Genomic DNA, 19,015 nt, shown 5'->3' on the forward strand with positions numbered 1-19,015 from the left:
GTCATGGACGCACCCTGAAAAGGCGGTATCCCGCCTTAATTCAGATGCTCTGGTAACTCAGTTGCCGAGTAGTTCACCAATGGTAATCATGGTATATATCTACTTTTCAAAACCTGGCAAGGATGAAAAGAAGAATCAACAAACAATAAACCAGGTACAGACCGTACAGCAGAAGACAAATGAGAAAAAAGAAAATACAGAAAAAAATACATCCGGAGATGAATTGGAAAATGTTACGCCGGGAAGCGAAGAATACCGGGGCTTCCTCCTGGATAATGTTCTTCATTCTCCAAATGAAGGGGACATTCATTACAATGTATATATTCCGGATGCATATGACGGGACAAAGGAATATGCACTATATGTAACATTACCCGGATATCAGGGATTATATTTTCAGGGCGTGGGAGAAAATATCCGGACAGAAGATTTTGGATTTGAAGCACAGAAGTATATTACCGATATGATTATTGTAGCTCCACAGTTAAATGACTGGGGACAGACATCAGCAGATCAGACAATTGAACTGACACAGTATTTTCTGACGCATTATATTATTAATCCATCGAAAGTATATATTAATGGTTATTCCGGAGGAGGAGAAACCCTGTCACTGGTATTGGCAAAGCAGCCGGAATTATATACAGCGGCACTTATGTGCAGCTCTCAGTGGGATGGTGCATATGAGCCGGTTGTGGAGATGAAAACACCGGTATATTTTGTGATTGGCGAAAGCGACGAATACTATAGATCAGAACCTTTTAAAGAGGCATACCAGCAGATACATGAGCTTTACAAAGAACAGGGATTATCGGAATCAGAGATTGATAAACTGGTGGTACTGGATGTAAAAGATAAAGATTACTTTGAAGGAACACCGGTCACTTATCAGCATGGCGGTGGCTATCTGTTTTGTCGTGACAAAGAAATTATGGGATGGCTGTTCAATCAGTAAGAACCAGAATAAACCGAAAGGTTAAGACTGAAAAACTTATCGAAACTTCTCAAAGGAATCTATCAGTATTATAGTATGAATGTAAGATGAATGAAAGAAAACAAGGAGGATACGACAATGGAATATATTTCATTAAATAATGGTGTAAAAATGCCAATACTGGGATATGGCGTATATCAGGTAACAAAAGAGGAATGTGAAAGATGTGTGCTTGATGCTTTAAAAGTTGGATACCGGGCGATTGATACAGCACAGAGTTATTTTAATGAGGAAGAGGTTGGGAATGCAATCCAAAAGTCAGGCATTCCAAGAGAAGAAATCTTCCTTACAACAAAGGTGTGGGTTGAACATTATGGATATGAAGAAGCAAAGAAATCAGTTCTTGAATCCATGAAAAAGTTAAAGACAGATTATCTGGATCTGGTATTGCTTCACCAGCCATTTTCAGATGCTTACGGTGCTTACCATGCATTGGAAGATCTGTACGATGAGGGAAAAATCAGAGCAATCGGAATTTCCAACTTTTATGTAGACAGAATGGTTGATTTTGCATCCTTCAACCGCATTAAACCTATGGTAAATCAGGTGGAAACCCACATCTTCAATCAGCAGAAAGAGATGAAGGAATGGGCAGACAAATATGACATCCGGTTAGAAGCATGGGCACCATTCGGTGAGGGCAGAGGAGGCACCTTTGAGAATCCTGTCATCGCAGAGATTGCAGAAAAATATCAGAAGACTCCGGCACAGGTTATGCTTCGCTGGCATATTCAGAGAGGGGTAGTGGTTATTCCGAAATCAACACACATTGAGAGAATGGAAGAAAACTTTAATGTTTTTGATTTCACACTTTCTGATGAAGATATGAAGACTATTGCAGAATTGGACAAGAAGACAAGCTCCTTCTTCTCGCATCAGGATCCGAATATGGTGGAATGGTTCGTGAAGATGGTTGAGGAAAGAAAAAAGAATAATGACAGTTCAAAAGAAAAAAAGAACTGGTAAGCATAAGAGGAAAAATCAATGAAAGTATTACTTGTCAATGGCAGTCCACACAAAAATGGCTGTACTTATACAGCTCTTTGTGAGGTATCCAGTGCATTAAATGAAAATGGCATAAGTACAGATATTTTCTGGATTGGAAACAAGCCGATTTCAGGATGTATTGCCTGCAGAAAATGTCAGGAAAAAAATAAATGCATCCTGGATGATATCGTGAATGAATTTCTGGAAATAGCAGGGGATTATGACGGATTCGTATTTGGAACTCCGGTACACTGGGGTGGTGCAGGCGGTGCAATCACATCCTTTATGGACAGAGTCTTTTATGCCGATTTAAACGGTGGCGGCGACAGATTCCGCCTGAAACCTGCCGCTGTGGTAATTTCAGCAAGAAGGGCCGGAACAACGGCCACATGGGACCAGGTAAATAAATATTTTGGTCTGATGCAGATGCCGATTATCACATCGAGATATTGGAATATGGTACATGGGACGAATCCGGATGAGGTAAAACAGGATCTCGAAGGGATGCAGGTTATGCAGATCCTTGGAAACAATATGGCATATTTCATTAACTGTAAAAATGTTGCGACAAAAATGGGAATTGAAATGCCAAAGGCACCGGATTTTGTATTTACCAATTTCATCCGATAGAAATTAGCGTGACAAACATTTTATACGACAGGAGGTGACCTTAGAATGAAAACAAAGAAAATAGCAGCAGTACTCTTAACATGCATCGTGGCAATCGGTTTGATGGTAGGATGTGGAGCAAGCAATACCAACCAGTCTACTTCTAATAATGACAGCCAGTCTACAAGTACAAACCAGTCTGGAAATGAAGAAGCGGATACAAATTCCGAAAACACTACAGATACAACAGAAAATACATCAACAGGAAATGGAAAAACATTGGTTGTATATTATTCAGCTTCAGGAAATACAAAAGATGTTGCTGAAAAGATAGCAAAAATTACAGAGGCAGATCTGTTTGAAATAGAGCCTGTGGAGCCATATACAGATGATGACCTTGACTGGACAGATGATGACAGCCGGGTGTCAAGAGAACATGATGATGAGAGCTTAAGAGATGTGGAACTGGTGTCTACAACAGTTGATAACTGGGATTCATATGATACGGTATACATTGGCTATCCTATCTGGTGGGGAATTGCAGCATGGCCAGTAGATAACTTTGTAAAAGAGAATGACTTTACAGGAAAAACAGTCATCCCATTCTGTACAGCAGCGACCTCGGGAATCGGTGACAGCGGTAATCTTCTGGAAGAGATGACAGGAACAGGTGACTGGAAAGAAGGGGAACGATTCCATGGTGGAGCGTCTGAATCAGATATCAGTTCATGGATAGACAGTCTTGGATTATAAAAGAATATAAAAATATTTGGAGGAATCGTAATAAGTAAGACATAACCTTTAGGTTTAAACTGCCTAACAAAGAGAGACTTCTGTCCGGAGTCTCTTTTTCTTATACTTACAGTAAAGTTTGAAATATAGAAAAGGAAGATAAAGATGGAGATAAGAATTTTAGGAAGAGACTTAGAAGTATCAGAAATCGGATTTGGATGTATGGGAATGAGTCATGCATATGGAACTGTTTCAACACAGAAAGAAGCAGAAGAATTGATTGAAAAAGCGATCGATGAAGGCTGCACATTTTTTGATACGGCAGAGATATACGGAACAACGGAAGACCCTCATCACAATGAAAAACTGCTTGGGGAAGTGTTAAGGCCATATAGAAACAAAATTGTCCTTGCATCAAAGTGTGGGATACGTTTTGATGAAACTGCAACAACTGTAAATAAACCTTTGATTCCTGATGGACGACCGGAGACGATTAAAGCATCGATTGAGGGATCTTTAATGAGACTTAACACAGACCATCTTGATTTATATTATATTCATCGTATTGACATGACTGTACCGATTGAAGAGACGGCAGGAGCTATGAAGGAGTTAATGGAGCAGGGAAAAATTACACACTGGGGGTTATCAGAAGCCAGTGAAGAGATTATTCGACGTGCACATAAAGTATGCCCGGTTACAGCGATTCAGAACAGATATTCCATGATGTACAGGGATTATGAGAAATTATTCCCGGTGCTTGAAGAATTGAAAATAGGATTTGTTGCATTTTCGCCGCTTGCAAATGGATTACTGACAGCAGCATATCATTCCCATGGGGAATTTGAAAAGCCGGGAGATTATCGAAGCGCAATGCCACAGTTTACAGAAGAAGGATTAAAGGAAAATAATGAATTTATGTCCTGGATGAAAGTGATTGCAGAAGAAAAAAATGCCACGCCTGCACAGATTTCTCTTGCCTGGATGCTTGCAAAGAAACCATATATCGTACCAATTCCGGGAACAAGAAAAGTAAATAGACTGGAAGAAAATATGGAATCAGCAGATATAAAGCTGACTCAGGATGAAGTAAAATCTATTGATGAGATGCTTGCCCATATACCGATGTCGCAGGTGTTTGGAGGTTCAAAAATACAGAAGAAATAAAAGAGGTGAGCAATGAAAACAAGGAAAAAGATAACTATTGGGGTAATAGTGGCTTTCTTAGCGGTAGTCATGGTGGGTTATATCTATCTGTTTACAGGGGCTAAAATAAGTAAAGGAGAATAGAGATAATGAAGAAAATGTTAGTTGTATATTATTCCTGGTCAAATGGAAACACGAAAAGAATTGCAGAGCAGCTGACTAATGGGACAGGTGCAGATATTGCGAGAATCGAAACAACAGAGCCATACAGCGGCAGTTATGAAGATGTGGTTGAACAGGGAAAAAGAGAGGTAGAGGCAGGCTTTATGCCTCAGATCAATCCATTATCTGTAAATCTTGCAGATTATGATGTACTTGCGATTGGAACGCCAACATGGTGGTATACAATGGCACCTGCAGTGCTGACATTTCTAACAGTAAACGACTTTACAGGAAAGACAGTAATTCCATTTATGACAAATGGCGGATGGCCGGGACATGTAATTAAAGATATGAAGGACAAGTGCAAAGGAGCTGCCTTTGCACATGAAATGCAGATTCAGTTTGATTCTATGGGTAAAGACCATCTGGAAACTTCGGAAGATGTGATTACAGAATGGATCGGGCAGATAAAGATGGAGATAAACAAATAACCATAAGGTTAAGACTGACAAACAAACAGGAACTTCTGAAAAATATGCAAACTGCTTATAATAAATGTATAAAAAAACAGTGCCAACGGTAGACGGGCAAAAATAAGAATAAGGAGAGATAAAACAATGAGAAAAAATTTTGGAGCAAAGCCATTTTTATATCCACAGCCGGTTATGATTCTGGGAACCTATGATGAAAATGGAAAGGCAAATGCAATGAACGCCGCATGGGGCGGAATTGTAGGTGCAAATGAGATTATTGTAGATTTGTCTGCCCATAAGACAACCGATAATATTATAATAAATAAAGCCTTTACAGTAGGTGTGGCAGATCTTGAACATCTGGTTGCCTGCGATTATGTGGGAATTGTTTCTGCAAATAAAGAAGCAGATAAGATGCAAAAAGCAGGCCTTACTACAACGAAGAGTGAATATGTAAATGCACCAGTCATCAATGAACTTCCATTGACTCTTGAGTGTGAACTTGTAAAAGTCATTGATGGCAGCAAGTATCTTGCGGAAATTAAAAATGTAAGTGCAGATGAGAAATATCTCGGTGATGACGGAGAAATTGATCTTAGTAAGTTTACACCAATTACATATGATCCGGTACATCACGGATATTACAGACTTGGAGAACGTGTGGGAAATGCTTTTAAGGATGGAGCAAAGTTAAAATAAGGACAGGTGATTAAAGTGAAAAAAATTGTACAGACAGCAGGAAGAAACGCACTGAATGAATTTGCACCACAGTTTGCACATTTTAATGATGATGTTTTGTTTGGAGAAAACTGGAATAATCAGGATATTGATGTAAAGACAAGATAATATGATTGACGGACTGATGAATAACACTTCAAAGAAAAAAGATAAGAACGCTCCACGGAGATCGGTACTGAAACGGCTTCATAATCATCAGAAAAAGATAGCCAGTCAAGGCAAAGGGCAGCCACAGCAACAGAAGGCGATGGAAGAAGAAATGGAAAGGAAGAAGAAGTAATTTTCAACAGAGATGGTCTTGCTACTGAGGTAGCAGGGCCATTTTTGTAAAGAAGGGAATGTCTATAATAATATGTATAAACAGCTTTTATTTAAAGAAATGAGGAACACATCTGGAATAGAGAGATGGTTCCTCTTCTTTGCTATGCAGTTTTCTGTACAGCCAGAGCCTTGATTTCTTCTAAGGTCAGGTCTGTAAAAGTAGCAATATCTTCGTAAGTGAGTTTACCGGAAACCAGCATACGCTTAGCAATTTCAATGCGTTCAGCTTTTCGCATATTTTCCATTTCTCTACACATAGTCAAAACTCCGTCCTCATCTTCTTTAAAATAACGTACCCTGTCAGCAAGTATTTTATAATACATATCTTTCGGATCGATACAGGAAAAATCGTGCATTAGTTTTCCAAGTTCTGTTTCACTTTTAATCTGGGAGTTTACATAAATAATATGAGCTTCATCACCGAATGGTTCACCGGTTTCCTGGATGATGCGGTCAACATGATAAATTGGAAGCCCGGCTTTTAATACATCATTTTCGGTAATAAAAATCACATAGGTTTCAGTGAGGGCATCATATTTATCGCCAGCTTCAGTGATATTGGCATCTATAAGACTGCTATTATATCTTGCACGTTTTGCACCGGCACCACGATCACTTCTTTGGATTTCTATATTATAAGTGCGGTTATTGGTATCGACAGCTAATATATCCAGGCGAACAGAACGTCCCTGTAAATTTTTTATATCATATTGTCCCTGCACAGATTGTACTTTAAGATCATGCCTTTGCAAAATGATTTGAAGTAGAAAATTCAGCACATGCCGTATCTTCAAAAACTTTACTCATAAAATCATCATCTAAAAGACGGAAACCTCTAAGGCGTTGTAGATCTTCTTTATGCTTTTGTTCAAAATCTAGTGTTTCTTCTGTATTATTCATTGTGAAAACACCACCTGCTTTCCTTTAGAATGGGATATAGTAAACATGAATTTCTGTATCATTATTTTAACATGGTAAATAGTAATCCTCAATACCCGAATTTTGAAATGCCAAATACCGATGAAAAATAACAGTCTATAAATCCTTTCCTTTTTCAAGCTCTTGTTCTTTCTCACGATTCTTCCCAAGAATTATATCAATATTCGCAGATACAGTGCGAAGCTCCCGTTCATAATCCCTGTGATTAGAAAAATCTTCACGCTGTCTATCTCTCAATTCAACAAGCCGGTCCTTTTCAGCATAGAGAGCTTTCATGGAAGGCAATTTATTCCCGCCAGATTTTTCTTTGAGTGTTCGGAGGGCTGTATCAGACAGATATTTTATAATTTAGATGATATGCAATTTCGGAATATTGCATATGAGATTGCCAGATTTCACCATGAAAAATATAATGGAAAAGGATATCCGGATGGACTGGCAGGAGAGCAGATACCACTTCATGCAAGGATTATGGCGATAGCAGATGTGTTTGATGCTGTTTCGCAGAAAAGATGTTATCGTGATGCCATGACGATTGATGAAAGTTTTTCTATTATTGAAAAAGGCATAGGAACTGATTTTGATGGGATGCAGGAGAAAAGGGACTTACATTATCTGCTTTTGAATGGGAGAAGGAAAGAAAAACGCTGATATATGGACAGGTAGACTATATGTATGGAGAAGCACTTTATAAGCCTGAAATGAAAGAAGGAAATCCTATAAGGTTATATAGTTCGGATGAAATCACGGAGATATTCGGTAAATTAGGACTTCGTATTTATAACAGCTTTGCTGATTTTAATGGAAAGCCGAGTTCTGATAATGATATTCAATTGATGGTTTATTCCATACGAGAATAAATCTTCATCAAATCTTTATTTTTTCCTGATAGATTATCTTTCAGTAAGAAATGAAATATAGAAGGAAGGATGAATGGTAAAGATGAAAATGATGTTGCAGACACAAAATCTATGTAAATATTTTAAAAAGCAGAAAGCGGTAAATAATGTTTCACTTAATATCGAAAAGGGAGAGATTTATGGACTGCTTGGACCGAATGGTGCTGGTAAATCTACCACATTGAAAATGCTGACCGGTATGATGAAACCAACTGCAGGAAAGATTTACTTTGATGGAAAACTTTTGGATAGGAAAGATTTATCAAAAATAGGAGCGTTAATTGAAAATCCGCCTATTTATGAAAATCTTTCCGCCAGAGAGAATTTGAAGGTAAGACAATTATTGCTTGGTACAGATGAAAACAGAATTGATGAGGTCTTGCAGATTGTATCACTTACAAACACCGGAAAGAAGAAAGCAGGACAGTTTTCTTTGGGAATGAAGCAAAGACTAGGCATTGCAATGGCATTGCTTGGAGAACCGGAACTTTTGATATTGGATGAACCTACGAATGGATTAGATCCAATAGGCATCGAGGAATTACGAGAGCTGATCCGGTCTTTTCCGGAACAGGGAATCACTGTAATTCTCTCCAGTCATATTCTCTCGGAGGTACAGTTACTTGCAGATAAAGTCGGGATTATTTCAGGTGGAATCTTAGGATACGAAGGAGCATTAAAGCAGGGAGATAATCTTGAAGATTTGTTTATGAATGTGGTAAGAAAAAACCAGAAAGCAGGTGAAATCCATGGTTAATATTATAAAAGCGGAACATCAAAAAGCCAAAAGAACCATGCGAAAAAAGTTTATCTGGGGATTTCCTCTTCTTACATTTGTCATGGCATTTATATTTACTCTTGGGATGACAAATGCTTATGCAGAAAGTGTTTGGAACTGGTGGTATACACTTTTGCTGCCGGGGATGATTGCTCTATTTTGTTATCTTTCTGTGGCGCAGGAGAAAAAGATAAAATACTATCATTTAATGACTATTCCCACAGACAGAAGAAAATTGTTGCTGGGGAAAATTATTTATATTGGGTACATGATTTTGTTTTCTAATGTGATTGTGTTTGCAGGAGCAACGCTTGGAGGCTTTCTTCTAACGACACATGTTCCAGTTGGAGGAGCGTTGATTGCAGTATTGTTTCTGACGGTTTCTGAGTTATGGGAGATTCCGGTAGCTTTATTTTTAAGTGAACGATTTGGAATGATTGTAAACCTGTTCGTCTGCCTATTTATTACCGTCAGCGGTGTGGTAATATCACAAACCAGAATCTGGTATGTACTTGTTTCTGCAATCCCTATGCGAATGATGTGCCCGTTGCTTCATGTTTTACCAAATGGACTTGCCGCAGAAGCAGGGAATCCTCTTTTGGATACGGGAGTCATTGTTCCGGGAATGTGTCTCTCAATCATCTGGTTTGTTTTTGTAACGGTTCTGTTTTTGAAATGGTTTGAGAGAAGAGAGGTGAAATAAGATGATTGGAAGATCTCTTAATGCAGACTTGCGAAAGATGAAAGGAACATCTGTGATTCTGGCACACTTACTGATTCCGATTATAACCAGCGTTATATTTTTAATATATTACTTTTTTTCACTATGGAATGAAAATATGAAAGTGATTGCATTTTATCAGGCAATAGGAGCAGGACTTCCGGTACTTATTGGAATTTTTACAGCAAGTGTGATGGAACAGGAACAAAATGCAGGTGATTTTCAAAATCTGTTGTCTTTACCGGATAAACCTGCAGCATTTTTATCGAAACTGTTGATGCTACTGGTTTTGTGTCTGTGCTCTATCCTATTGACAGCAATCATATTCGGAATTGGATTTGGAAGAATCGCATCAAGCGATATCGAAATCATGAAAGGATGTATATTTGCAGCATTGCTGCTGTGGGGAAGCAGTGTTCCACTTTATCTGTGGCAGCTGATTCTGGCTTTTCAGTTTGGAAAAGGGGTATCCATTGGAGCAGGGATTATATCAGGACTAATTAGTGCATTGATGCTTACCCGACTTGGAGATTATGTGTGGAAATATGTATTTGTCTGCTGGACGGGTAGAGTACCATATACTTATCTGCAATCTGTATTGGGAGAAACTAGTGTAGGTGAATGGTTGTCATTCATACCAGGTTGCTTAATATTTACAGGGATTAGTATGGTATACTATTTTTGGTGGGTAAACCACTGGGAAGGAAACAGAATATCGGAATAGAATCGAGGGAAACTATGGCAAAAATACTGGCAGTTGATGATGAACCGGCAATTCTGGAAATGATAGAAAGCATTTTGAATAAGGATGGACATCTGGTTACCAAAGTAAGTAATCCGCTGAAACTTAATATGGAAGAATTACATCGTTATGACCTGATTTTACTTGACATTATGATGCCTGGAATGGACGGCTTTGAATTATGCAAAAGAATCAGGGCACTTGTGGATTGTCCGATTTTGTTTCTTACCGCAAAAACGGAGGAAAAAAGTCTGGTGAACGGACTTTCGTTGGGAGCAGATGATTATATTTCAAAGCCATTTGGAGTGATGGAACTTCGGGCAAGGATTCATGCACATCTTAGAAGAGAGCACAGGGAACATTCTGTCCGGATGGTTTTGGGGAGGGTCTGTATTCAAATATCTCAAAAGAAACTATTGGTTGATGATAAGGAACTTCCTCTTACGAAAGCGGAGTACGAAATTTGTGAATTCCTGGCTAAAAACAGGGGACAGGTTTTCTCGAAAGAACAGATTTTAGAAGAGGTCTTTGGTTTTGACAGTGAGAGTAATGACAGTACCATTATCACGCATATCAAAAATATAAGAGCAAAATTTGCGGATTATGATTATACACCGATAAAAACAGTCTGGGGGATTGGATATAAATGGGAAGAGTAAAGAGAAGCAATGCACTCAGCTGGATTTTTATGAGATATGTACTGGTCATGCTTGGATCATTAGTAGGTTTGGTGATTGTTGCTTGGCTGCTGCTGTACCTTTTGATTAGTGTGGGCTGTATCTATCCGGCGAATTATGCAGAGCAAAAGATTAATGAAGCATATGATACGATTTTACGTGCGGATAAAGTAACTGCTGAGATGATTCCTGCACTTTGTGATTATGTAATCTTTTCAGAGAATGGAGAGAAAATAGGTGGAGATCTGTCAGAACAATACGAACAGATAGCATGGAATGTTGCAAAGTACGGAAACGCATCCGGGAAATATTTTTATAAAGTAATTGTAAGGGAAAATGAATATGTTGTATTGCAATATCGCCTGATACCTCAATATCATTCAGCTTTTTTGAGGGAGCATTTTATAGAACCTCAGAATGTGATGAGTATTATGTCTGTGATTGGAGCGATAGCGATTATCGTCATTCCGTCCATACGTTTTGGAAAAAGAATCAAAAAGCAGATGCAACCTGTATTAGACGCAATCGGACAAATAAAGGATCAAAATCTGGAATATGAGACATCCGGTTCTGGCATCAAAGAATTTGATGACTGTTTATCAGCTATTGATGATATGCGGAACGCACTACGTGAAGCCTTGGAAAAGCAATGGAAAACAGAACAGGAAAAGAACCGGCAGATGTCCGCTTTGGCGCATGATATTAAAACACCTCTTACGATTGTACGGGGAAATGCAGAACTACTTTCAGAGACTGAACTGACCACAGAACAGAAGAATAATATCACTTATGTTTTGAACGGCACAACACAGATACAAAGTTATGTAAAACAGTTGATAGATGTCACAAAATCATGGAATTGCAGTGATGTTACCTATACAACGGTGAGGTTAGAAGATTTTTTCGCAGATATAAAGGAACAGGCACTCGGACTGGTAGAAATCTATCACCAGAAAATAGATTGGAAGGCGGGACAAAGTGATAAAAAGGTAACGATTGCTTATGATCCAATGTTCCGGGCCGTAATGAATATGATTCAGAATGCAGTGGAGCATACAAAAGAAAATGGAATCATTTATATTGACGCAAAGGAGCAGGATGGCCGGCTGACATTCATTGTGGAGGATAGCGGATCAGGATTTACAAAAGAAGCATTATTGCATGGCACAGAGCAGTTTTTTATGGATGACACAAGTAGAAATGGCGAAGCCCATTATGGGATGGGACTATTTTTTGCAAAAACTGTGGCTGAAAAATATGGTGGAGGTATTAAACTTTCAAATTCTGAAAATACAGGTGGGGCGAGGGTAGAAATATTTTTCCTGAGTAATCAAGAAACAAGCTAAATAGACCGCAATTAAGCTATGTAAAAGAAATTTTACATGCTTTTATCTAATATGTAAAAGCCTTTTGATAGACATTACTACTACGTTTGCTGTAATCTCATAGAAGAAGGAGGCATACAGAAATATGATAGATGATAAAATTAAAAATGCTCGTACTATAAAGAAACTTACACAGGAACAGGTTGCTGAAGACCTCAATGTTTCCAGGCAGACTATTTCTAACTGGGAAAATGGAGTTTCCCATAGTTAAAGATACCACACCAAATATGATGAACCCACGCTTATACACTACCAGCTATAATAAACCGCAAGGACAGCAATTTGATGATACTGCTGTCCTTTCTTTTATAAAATTGCAGTACACATAAAAAAGCTGTAAAATGATAAATATATTTGTCCTTGTAACATTTCACGGACATTTGCCTGTTATACTATCTGCAAAAAGCAAAGGAAGTGAGGATATGAAGCAGATTTTAATTGTCGAGGACGACAGTTTTTTGAATAAGATGTTGGCCTATAACCTGACAGCAGACGGCTACGGCGTGACTTCTGCCCTAAATGCCAGAACCGCAGCCGAAGCCATCCGCCAGCGGGAATTTAATTTAGTGCTGCTGGACATCAACCTGCCGGACGGGAACGGTTTTGAACTGTGCAAGCTGATAAAGCCCCAGCACCCGGATACCATCGTGATTTTCCTGACCGCCAACGATCAGGAAAGCGACCAGATACGGGGCTATGAGGTGGGCGCGGTGGACTACATCACAAAGCCCTTTGTGATCGGGGCCTTGCAGCGGAAAATCAAAGCCATGTTCGCCATGCTGGAACACCACAAACCGGCCAAGGACATTTACGACGACGGGCGGCTGTTTCTGGACTTCTCGGAACAGACGGCTTCCTTAAATGGCAAGCCCCTGACCCTATCCCCGATGGAGTACAAAATGCTGAACCTGTTCCGCAAAAATCCCCGGCAAGTGCTGACCCGTGGGCAGCTTTTGGAAAAGCTGTGGGATATAGACGAAAGGTTTGTAGACGAACACACCCTGACAACTTCTATCAGCCGGATTCGCAGCAAGATTGAATCCGACGGCGGCGCGCCCTACATCAAGACCGTTTACGGCATGGGCTATCAATGGACGGGAGGCGAGGCAAAATGAAGTTTCAAAACCTCTCGGTAAAGCGGCTGTTTGGCCGGGTGGCAATAGGGTTTGCCCTCTCCATGTCCGGGATCACCATAGCCCTTTTTCTTGTGACAAAACAGACGGCGGTGCTGCTGACGGGCGGGGCGCTGCTGTTGTGCGCCCTTGTAGGGATTTTTGTACTGACGCAGGCGTTTGGAAAACGGTTATCACAGTTTACCGCTGACCTGTGCCAGACCTTAGACCACATGATTGCCGGAAATGAAGCGCCCCAGCGGCCAGAGGACAGCGAAACCCAGCTTGCCAGAATCGGACACCGGCTGGCAAGGCTTTACCAGATCATGCAGGAGAACCGCCGCCGGGTGGACGAGGAACGGCAGGAGTTACAGACCCTTGTATCGGATATTTCCCATCAGGTGAAAACGCCGGTAAGCAATCTGAAAATGGCGACGGACACCCTGCTGGAAAAGCCTATGGCCGAGGCAGAGCGCACCGACTTTATCCGGGGAATCCGCAGCCAGACGGATAAGCTGGACTTTCTCTTTCAGGCCCTTGTGAAAACCTCCCGTCTGGAAACAGGCGTGATCCAGTTGGACAAGAAACCGGGCCGCCTCTTTGATACCGTGGCACAGGCCATGAGTGGGATCGTGTATGCAGCGGAGAAAAAGGAAATCGCCGTGTCCGTGGACTGCCCGGAGGATTTGACCGTTTCCCATGACAGCAAGTGGACATCGGAAGCCCTCTTTAACCTGCTGGACAATGCGGTGAAGTACACCCCGGCAGGCGGGAAAATCGCTGTGTCTGTGGTGCTGTGGGAAATGTATGTGGAAATCAAAGTGACCGACACTGGCAAGGGCATTTCCGAAAGCAATCAGGCCGCTATCTTCCAGCGCTTCTATCGTGAGGAAGAAGTACACGAACAGCAGGGTGTGGGCATTGGCCTGTATCTGGCCCGCGAGATCGTAACGCGGCAGGGCGGCTATATCAAAGTGTTTTCGGAGCCGGGCAAGGGTTCGGAATTTTCCATTATGCTGCCTACAAAATAGAACGCGGCGGACGGCCATTTCCGGCTGCCCGCCGTAAATTTTTTTGAAATGTCCGAGCATTGTAACATTTCACCCCGATTTTCAATGAAATTTTTTGGCCGCTGTAACATTTCGCGGACATTTGGGTTTTACAATGACCTTATCAACAGGCAGAAAGCCTTGAAAGGAGTTTTGAGTATGAGCATTTTACAGACCATCGACCTGAAAAAGTATTACGGCACAGAGCCGAACATCACCCGCGCCCTTGACGGCGTGAACTTCTCCGTGAATGACGGCGAATTTGTGGCCGTTGTGGGAACCTCCGGCAGCGGCAAGTCTACCCTGCTTCACATGATGGGCGGGCTGGACACTCCTACTTCCGGCAATGTGATTGTCCGGGACAAAGAGCTGTCGAAAATGAACGACGAACAGCTCACCATCTTCCGCCGCCGCAACATTGGATTTATCTTCCAGAACTATAACCTTGTTCCTATCCTGAATGTGTATGAGAACATCGTCCTGCCGGTGGAGCTGGACGGGGACACGGTGGATCAGAAGTTTTTGGACGAGATCGTTCACCTGCTGGGACTGGAAGATAAACTGAAAAATATGCCGAACAATCTTTCCGGCGGACAGCAGCAGCGTGTGGCGATTGCCCGCGCCCTGATTACCAAACCGGCTATTGTGCTGGCCGACGAACCGACCGGCAACCTTGACAGCAAGACCAGCGCCGAGGTGCTGGGGCTTATCAAGCGCACCAGTGCGGAGTTCCGGCAAACTGTTGTGATGATTACCCACAATGACGACATAGCCCGTCTTGCAGATCGGATTGTCCGCATTGAGGACGGCAAGATTGTGGAATAAGGAGGTGGCAAGCTATGACATGGCCTTTTGAAAATGATACCAGCGCCATTACAAAGAAGCTGGCAAAGGAGAGTTTGAAAAGCGAGAAGCGCCGGAATTTTATGATAATAATTGCTATTTCACTGGCAGCGTTTTTGATGTCAATGTGTGGAACATTATTTTTTGCTTTTCAGGAATCTCAAAATAATATGGCCACTTTTCAAGCCAGCTATGATAATCTGACAGAGGATAAAATTGAAAAACTTCGTCATCAACCAGAAATCGAAATGGTAGCGTCGCTTTACAATCTGGGAGAAATAAAAATGCCAGAGGGATATTCATTGTATTTGGCATATATGGATGATGCGGCATGCTATATTGCCCGAAATCAATTTACACTAAAAGATGGGACTATGCCATCTAAAGAAAATGAAATTGCAGTTGACCGTGAAATGGTGAACAAATATTTTTCTAATACTGCAATCGGAGATAAAATTTCTTTTCAAATAAACGGAAAATCACAAGATTTTGTGATTTCTGGGATTACGGAAAGCTCGACTGAATCACAGGGCAATTACTCGTGCTATATATCAAAATCGTTTGTAGAAAATAGCTCTAATTATAATCCTGCAAAATACCAAAGCTATGTTTGTTTTGCTGATGCAGATTCAACATCAAAAGAAATTCTAAAAGAAAGAATTGCTTCTATTGGAAAAGAAATTGGTGCTGATTATAGCTTAAGTTTTCTCTTTTTTAGGGAGAATATGGGATTGTCATTTGAAAATATACTAACTTTTGTAAGTTTGTCCGTGTTGGTATTATTTGCAGGTATAACGGTAATCCAAAGTATTTTCAGAATTTCTATCAATGAAAAAATAAGAAATTTCGGACAGTTACGCACTTTAGGTACAACTGCATTACAGATAAAGAAAATGATAAACTATGAAAGTAGATATTTATCATGGCTTGGAATCCCTCCGGGTATTGTTTTGGGTGCGATTGTCGGAACTGTTTTGGGAAGTAATGAATTTTCCAGCGGATTTTCTCCTATCAATATTCCTTTTGTAATGATAGGTGTTTCCATCATTTGCACTCTTATGGTGAAATTATCTGTTCGCAAGCCTCTTAAAATTGCGGCAACTACTTCCCCTATTGAGGCAGTACGATATATAGCTTATCGAAATGCTCCGATGCAATCTCGAAAACATAATAAGAAAATTTCACCTTACTCTTTAGCTCTATTAAATCTTGGACGCGATAAGAAAAAGACAGCCAGTACATTGCTTTCCTTGATATTTGGAGGATTACTCTTATTTATATCTGCATCCGCAGCAGTTAGTAATACGCCAGAGCAATTTGTCCGTGAAAAGTTTTTTGTAAACGGCGGAAGCTTCCGTATATATCTTTCTGAAGAATCAGTTGGAAAAAACGAAACAAATAATCCGCTAAATGAATCTTTGAAAGAAGAACTTTTGAATACTAAAGGAATCCAAAAGATTATACCACTTAGAGATTCGGTAGGAATGTGTCATTATTCTATCAATGGAAATGCTACTGAGGGAATGTGTGATATAATTTCGGTTCAAAGTACAGAAGGTAATTTTAGCTTTGTTGAACAACATTTGATAGATGGACAAATGCCTAAGAACCAGTTTGAAGTTTTATTGACAGATGGATATATGGAACTGGGGATTACAAAAGGGACGCCTATAAAGATTACAAATAGTGGAGAGGAAATAGAATGTATTGTTTCCGGTTTCTTTGATAAGAGCTTTGTCGGAACCGAAAACGGTACAGATGCTATTGATCCAGCGAATCTTATAATTACACAAGAACTTGCACAACAACTATTCACAAACACAGAAAATTTTGCTTACTCATGGGAGATCATAACTGATAAAACTTATAATGATGAAATAGAATCAGCCATTCAGCAGAAAATTACCTCTAAAGAAAAGGGGCTTTCTATTTGCAGCTATAATGATGTTGTAGAGTACATGGAATCTTCTATGAACTTATTGTTTGGAAGTTTGCAAATGCTGTCATTACTAATTTTGCTGTTTGGAATAATCAATCTAATCAATATGACGCTCTCTAACCATCAAGCGCGTAAACAGGAAATCAGTACATTACGCTCTGTTGGATTAAGCCTAAAACAATTATATCGTTCTCTCATAACAGAGGGATTGCTATATGTACTTGTTTCATTTGGAATCGTTCTTTTGGTTGGTATTCCCATAGCTATTCCTGTGAGCAAAGCTGTTGGTATTCTATTCGGTATGCCAAATCTCTCATATCAATTTCCAACAATGCAGATAGGTGGATATCTACTAATATTGATTCTTTTACAGTTGATTCTTTCTGTATGGGAAATACGGGATTTGAAAAAGCGTTCATTAACAGAACAAATGCGGGCAATGGAATGACCTTTTGAGATCGGCGGGGCGGCGTATGCTGCCCCGCTTTTTCCGCCATTTCTCAAAAAGATTTTTGAAATGTCCGAGCGTTGTAACAATTCAGCCTGTTTTTCTGTCGAAATCAAAGGCACCTCGGACATTTATAGTTCTTCCAAAAGTTTGATGATAATATTACCATTCATGGAAGAAGCAATCTGTTATTGCAATAATGCGAAATTGACGATAGAAAGTTTTTCATATCTCGGTCAGCTCAACAATTACATTACTCTGCTGATACAGCCAGTCCGTAAATTCTTTCGGGCTGGCCGTTCCTGTTTTTACAGCCTTTTTTCTCTGTAAGGCTTCTTTCTTAAAGTCGGAAAAGGAAGCCTGTATTTTTTCCAGACGGTCAGCCGGAAAGCCTGCGGTATTTTTTACCCGGTTTATTTTGTTGCGCCAGTTCTGGCATTCATTTTTATAAAGCAGGTCATAGTTATTTTCTCTTGACCTCTCGTCAAATTCCCGCTTGTTTTGAAGCGCCTGTGCTTTTCGGCACTTGTCGCTGCACAGCTCATACCGCTGGCTCTTTGCCAGAAAATATTTTCCACAGACCTTGCACCGCCGGAAGCAAAGCCCCCAGTCATTCAGCCTGTTCAGATAATAGGTAATCAACGGGTAGAGGGACGCATAGGCAGACACACATTCTTCTGTGCGCCGGTTGTCCGGGAACCAGAGGTCAAGCCGGGTATCTTCTGACGGTGCGCCTTTGAAATAAAGGCTGCCAGCTTGAAATTGTTTCGGTTTTCCTGTCTCCCTGTCAAAGCTCATGGTTTCGTTTTGGAATACCCCGGTCAGTCTGCTCATTTTATCCATGAAGCGGTCACAGGCAGCGTTACGGTCACGGGGTTCTCTGGCAAGCAGATAGCTGTTCCAGATACGGAACGCCACATACATTTTCAGAGGGTCGTTGCTAAGATATTTCTCCCAAAGAAATTCGCTTGCCGCCTGCTCCAGCTCCGGCTGTTTCCATCGGTTGGAGTGGAGAGCTTGCCGCAGCGGAGAAAGCCCGTATAAGTTCCAGTCTCTGTCCGTGTCACGCTCAAAGTTTATCAAAAAAGTTCCCAGTGGGCGTGTCATATCACAAAGCACCTCTGCGTTTTGGCTCCCGTTCAGACGGAAGCGGATCTGCTGTTCTTCCCCAATCAAAATCCGCTCTTTCATTTTCTTCCTGTCCAGCGTCAGGACAAACAAAATCCTCTCAAAACATGGCTCATGCCGTATAAACTGATTCTCCATCCCTATCCCCTGCCTTTGTTTATGGTAATTATATAATTCAGTTATATCCGTTACA

At 40.6% G+C, this 19,015-nt stretch carries 20 protein-coding genes and 2 pseudogenes; 20 read left to right on the plus strand and 2 right to left on the minus strand.

Going from position 1 to position 19,015, the window contains the following annotated elements:
• The first annotated feature begins 88 nt into the window (after positions 1-88).
• The 8 genes and pseudogenes from WMO28_RS15140 to WMO28_RS15175 all read left to right on the plus strand — a co-directional run.
• Positions 89-955 (plus strand): prolyl oligopeptidase family serine peptidase, encoded by an 867-nt coding sequence (locus WMO28_RS15140; RefSeq protein WP_349057555.1) that lies wholly within the window; start codon positions 89-91, stop codon positions 953-955.
• Between the two features lie 117 nt (positions 956-1,072).
• Entirely contained in the window at positions 1,073-1,960 is an 888-nt protein-coding gene (locus WMO28_RS15145; protein WP_015528535.1) for an aldo/keto reductase, read from the plus strand.
• Positions 1,961-1,978: 18 nt separating this feature from the next.
• On the plus strand, positions 1,979-2,611 hold the full coding sequence (locus WMO28_RS15150) for a flavodoxin family protein (protein WP_006427000.1): 633 nt from the start codon (positions 1,979-1,981) through the stop codon (positions 2,609-2,611).
• Between the two features lie 45 nt (positions 2,612-2,656).
• Positions 2,657-3,343 carry a flavodoxin gene (locus tag WMO28_RS15155; protein WP_349057536.1) on the plus strand — a complete coding sequence of 229 codons (687 nt, stop codon included), beginning with the start codon at positions 2,657-2,659 and terminating at the stop codon, positions 3,341-3,343.
• A 144-nt stretch (positions 3,344-3,487) separates the two neighbouring features.
• Positions 3,488-4,489 carry an aldo/keto reductase gene (locus WMO28_RS15160; RefSeq protein WP_117597790.1) on the plus strand — a complete coding sequence of 334 codons (1,002 nt, stop codon included), beginning with the start codon at positions 3,488-3,490 and terminating at the stop codon, positions 4,487-4,489.
• Between the two features lie 128 nt (positions 4,490-4,617).
• Entirely contained in the window at positions 4,618-5,121 is a 504-nt protein-coding gene (locus WMO28_RS15165) for a flavodoxin (RefSeq protein WP_349057537.1), read from the plus strand.
• A gap of 126 nt (positions 5,122-5,247) precedes the next feature.
• Positions 5,248-5,802 carry a flavin reductase family protein gene (locus tag WMO28_RS15170; protein WP_349057538.1) on the plus strand — a complete coding sequence of 185 codons (555 nt, stop codon included), beginning with the start codon at positions 5,248-5,250 and terminating at the stop codon, positions 5,800-5,802.
• Between the two features lie 15 nt (positions 5,803-5,817).
• Positions 5,818-5,946, plus strand: a pseudogene (locus WMO28_RS15175) (carboxymuconolactone decarboxylase family protein); the annotation flags it as partial.
• A gap of 317 nt (positions 5,947-6,263) precedes the next feature.
• Here WMO28_RS15175 and WMO28_RS15185 read toward each other — a convergent pair.
• Positions 6,264-7,062 (minus strand): annotated as a pseudogene (locus WMO28_RS15185) (PD-(D/E)XK nuclease family transposase).
• Between the two features lie 240 nt (positions 7,063-7,302).
• Here WMO28_RS15185 and WMO28_RS15190 point away from each other — a divergent pair.
• From WMO28_RS15190 to WMO28_RS15245, 12 genes are all read left to right on the plus strand, one after another.
• Positions 7,303-7,752, plus strand: a complete 450-nt coding sequence (locus WMO28_RS15190) for an HD-GYP domain-containing protein (RefSeq protein ID WP_349057540.1) — start codon at positions 7,303-7,305, stop codon at positions 7,750-7,752.
• 20 nt (positions 7,753-7,772) lie between these two features.
• Positions 7,773-7,961 carry a hypothetical protein gene (locus WMO28_RS15195; RefSeq protein ID WP_349057541.1) on the plus strand — a complete coding sequence of 63 codons (189 nt, stop codon included), beginning with the start codon at positions 7,773-7,775 and terminating at the stop codon, positions 7,959-7,961.
• Positions 7,962-8,043: 82 nt separating this feature from the next.
• A complete protein-coding gene (locus WMO28_RS15200; RefSeq protein WP_349057556.1) occupies positions 8,044-8,757 on the plus strand; it encodes a lantibiotic protection ABC transporter ATP-binding protein in 714 nt (237 codons plus the stop codon).
• Entirely contained in the window at positions 8,750-9,481 is a 732-nt protein-coding gene (locus tag WMO28_RS15205; RefSeq protein ID WP_004853398.1) for a lantibiotic immunity ABC transporter MutE/EpiE family permease subunit, read from the plus strand. Before WMO28_RS15200 ends, WMO28_RS15205 begins: the two co-directional genes overlap by 8 nt.
• Before the next feature lies 1 nt (position 9,482).
• The gene (locus tag WMO28_RS15210; RefSeq protein ID WP_349057542.1) at positions 9,483-10,223 is read left to right on the plus strand and encodes a lantibiotic immunity ABC transporter MutG family permease subunit; all 741 of its coding nucleotides are present in this window, start codon (positions 9,483-9,485) and stop codon (positions 10,221-10,223) included.
• A gap of 14 nt (positions 10,224-10,237) precedes the next feature.
• Positions 10,238-10,900, plus strand: coding sequence for a response regulator transcription factor (locus tag WMO28_RS15215; protein ID WP_072521435.1), 663 nt, complete (start codon positions 10,238-10,240; stop codon positions 10,898-10,900).
• Positions 10,888-12,264 (plus strand): sensor histidine kinase, encoded by a 1,377-nt coding sequence (locus tag WMO28_RS15220; RefSeq protein WP_349057543.1) that lies wholly within the window; start codon positions 10,888-10,890, stop codon positions 12,262-12,264. The genes WMO28_RS15215 and WMO28_RS15220 overlap by 13 nt, the downstream gene beginning before the upstream one ends.
• A gap of 124 nt (positions 12,265-12,388) precedes the next feature.
• A complete protein-coding gene (locus WMO28_RS15225; protein WP_349057544.1) occupies positions 12,389-12,514 on the plus strand; it encodes a helix-turn-helix transcriptional regulator in 126 nt (41 codons plus the stop codon).
• Between the two features lie 211 nt (positions 12,515-12,725).
• A complete protein-coding gene (locus tag WMO28_RS15230; protein ID WP_007890426.1) occupies positions 12,726-13,418 on the plus strand; it encodes a response regulator transcription factor in 693 nt (230 codons plus the stop codon).
• Positions 13,415-14,446 (plus strand): sensor histidine kinase, encoded by a 1,032-nt coding sequence (locus WMO28_RS15235; protein WP_349057545.1) that lies wholly within the window; start codon positions 13,415-13,417, stop codon positions 14,444-14,446. Before WMO28_RS15230 ends, WMO28_RS15235 begins: the two co-directional genes overlap by 4 nt.
• A gap of 177 nt (positions 14,447-14,623) precedes the next feature.
• Positions 14,624-15,289 carry an ABC transporter ATP-binding protein gene (locus WMO28_RS15240; RefSeq protein ID WP_004611618.1) on the plus strand — a complete coding sequence of 222 codons (666 nt, stop codon included), beginning with the start codon at positions 14,624-14,626 and terminating at the stop codon, positions 15,287-15,289.
• A 14-nt stretch (positions 15,290-15,303) separates the two neighbouring features.
• Positions 15,304-17,694, plus strand: a complete 2,391-nt coding sequence (locus tag WMO28_RS15245; protein WP_178068863.1) for an ABC transporter permease — start codon at positions 15,304-15,306, stop codon at positions 17,692-17,694.
• Between the two features lie 225 nt (positions 17,695-17,919).
• On the opposite strand, the gene WMO28_RS15250 is transcribed toward WMO28_RS15245, so the two are convergent.
• Entirely contained in the window at positions 17,920-18,960 is a 1,041-nt protein-coding gene (locus WMO28_RS15250; protein WP_008816376.1) for a DUF6076 domain-containing protein, read from the minus strand.
• Between the last annotated feature and the right edge of the window lie 55 nt (positions 18,961-19,015).

It is taken from the genome of Blautia aquisgranensis, from assembly GCF_040096615.1.
GTDB lineage: Bacteria > Bacillota > Clostridia > Lachnospirales > Lachnospiraceae > Blautia_A > Blautia_A aquisgranensis.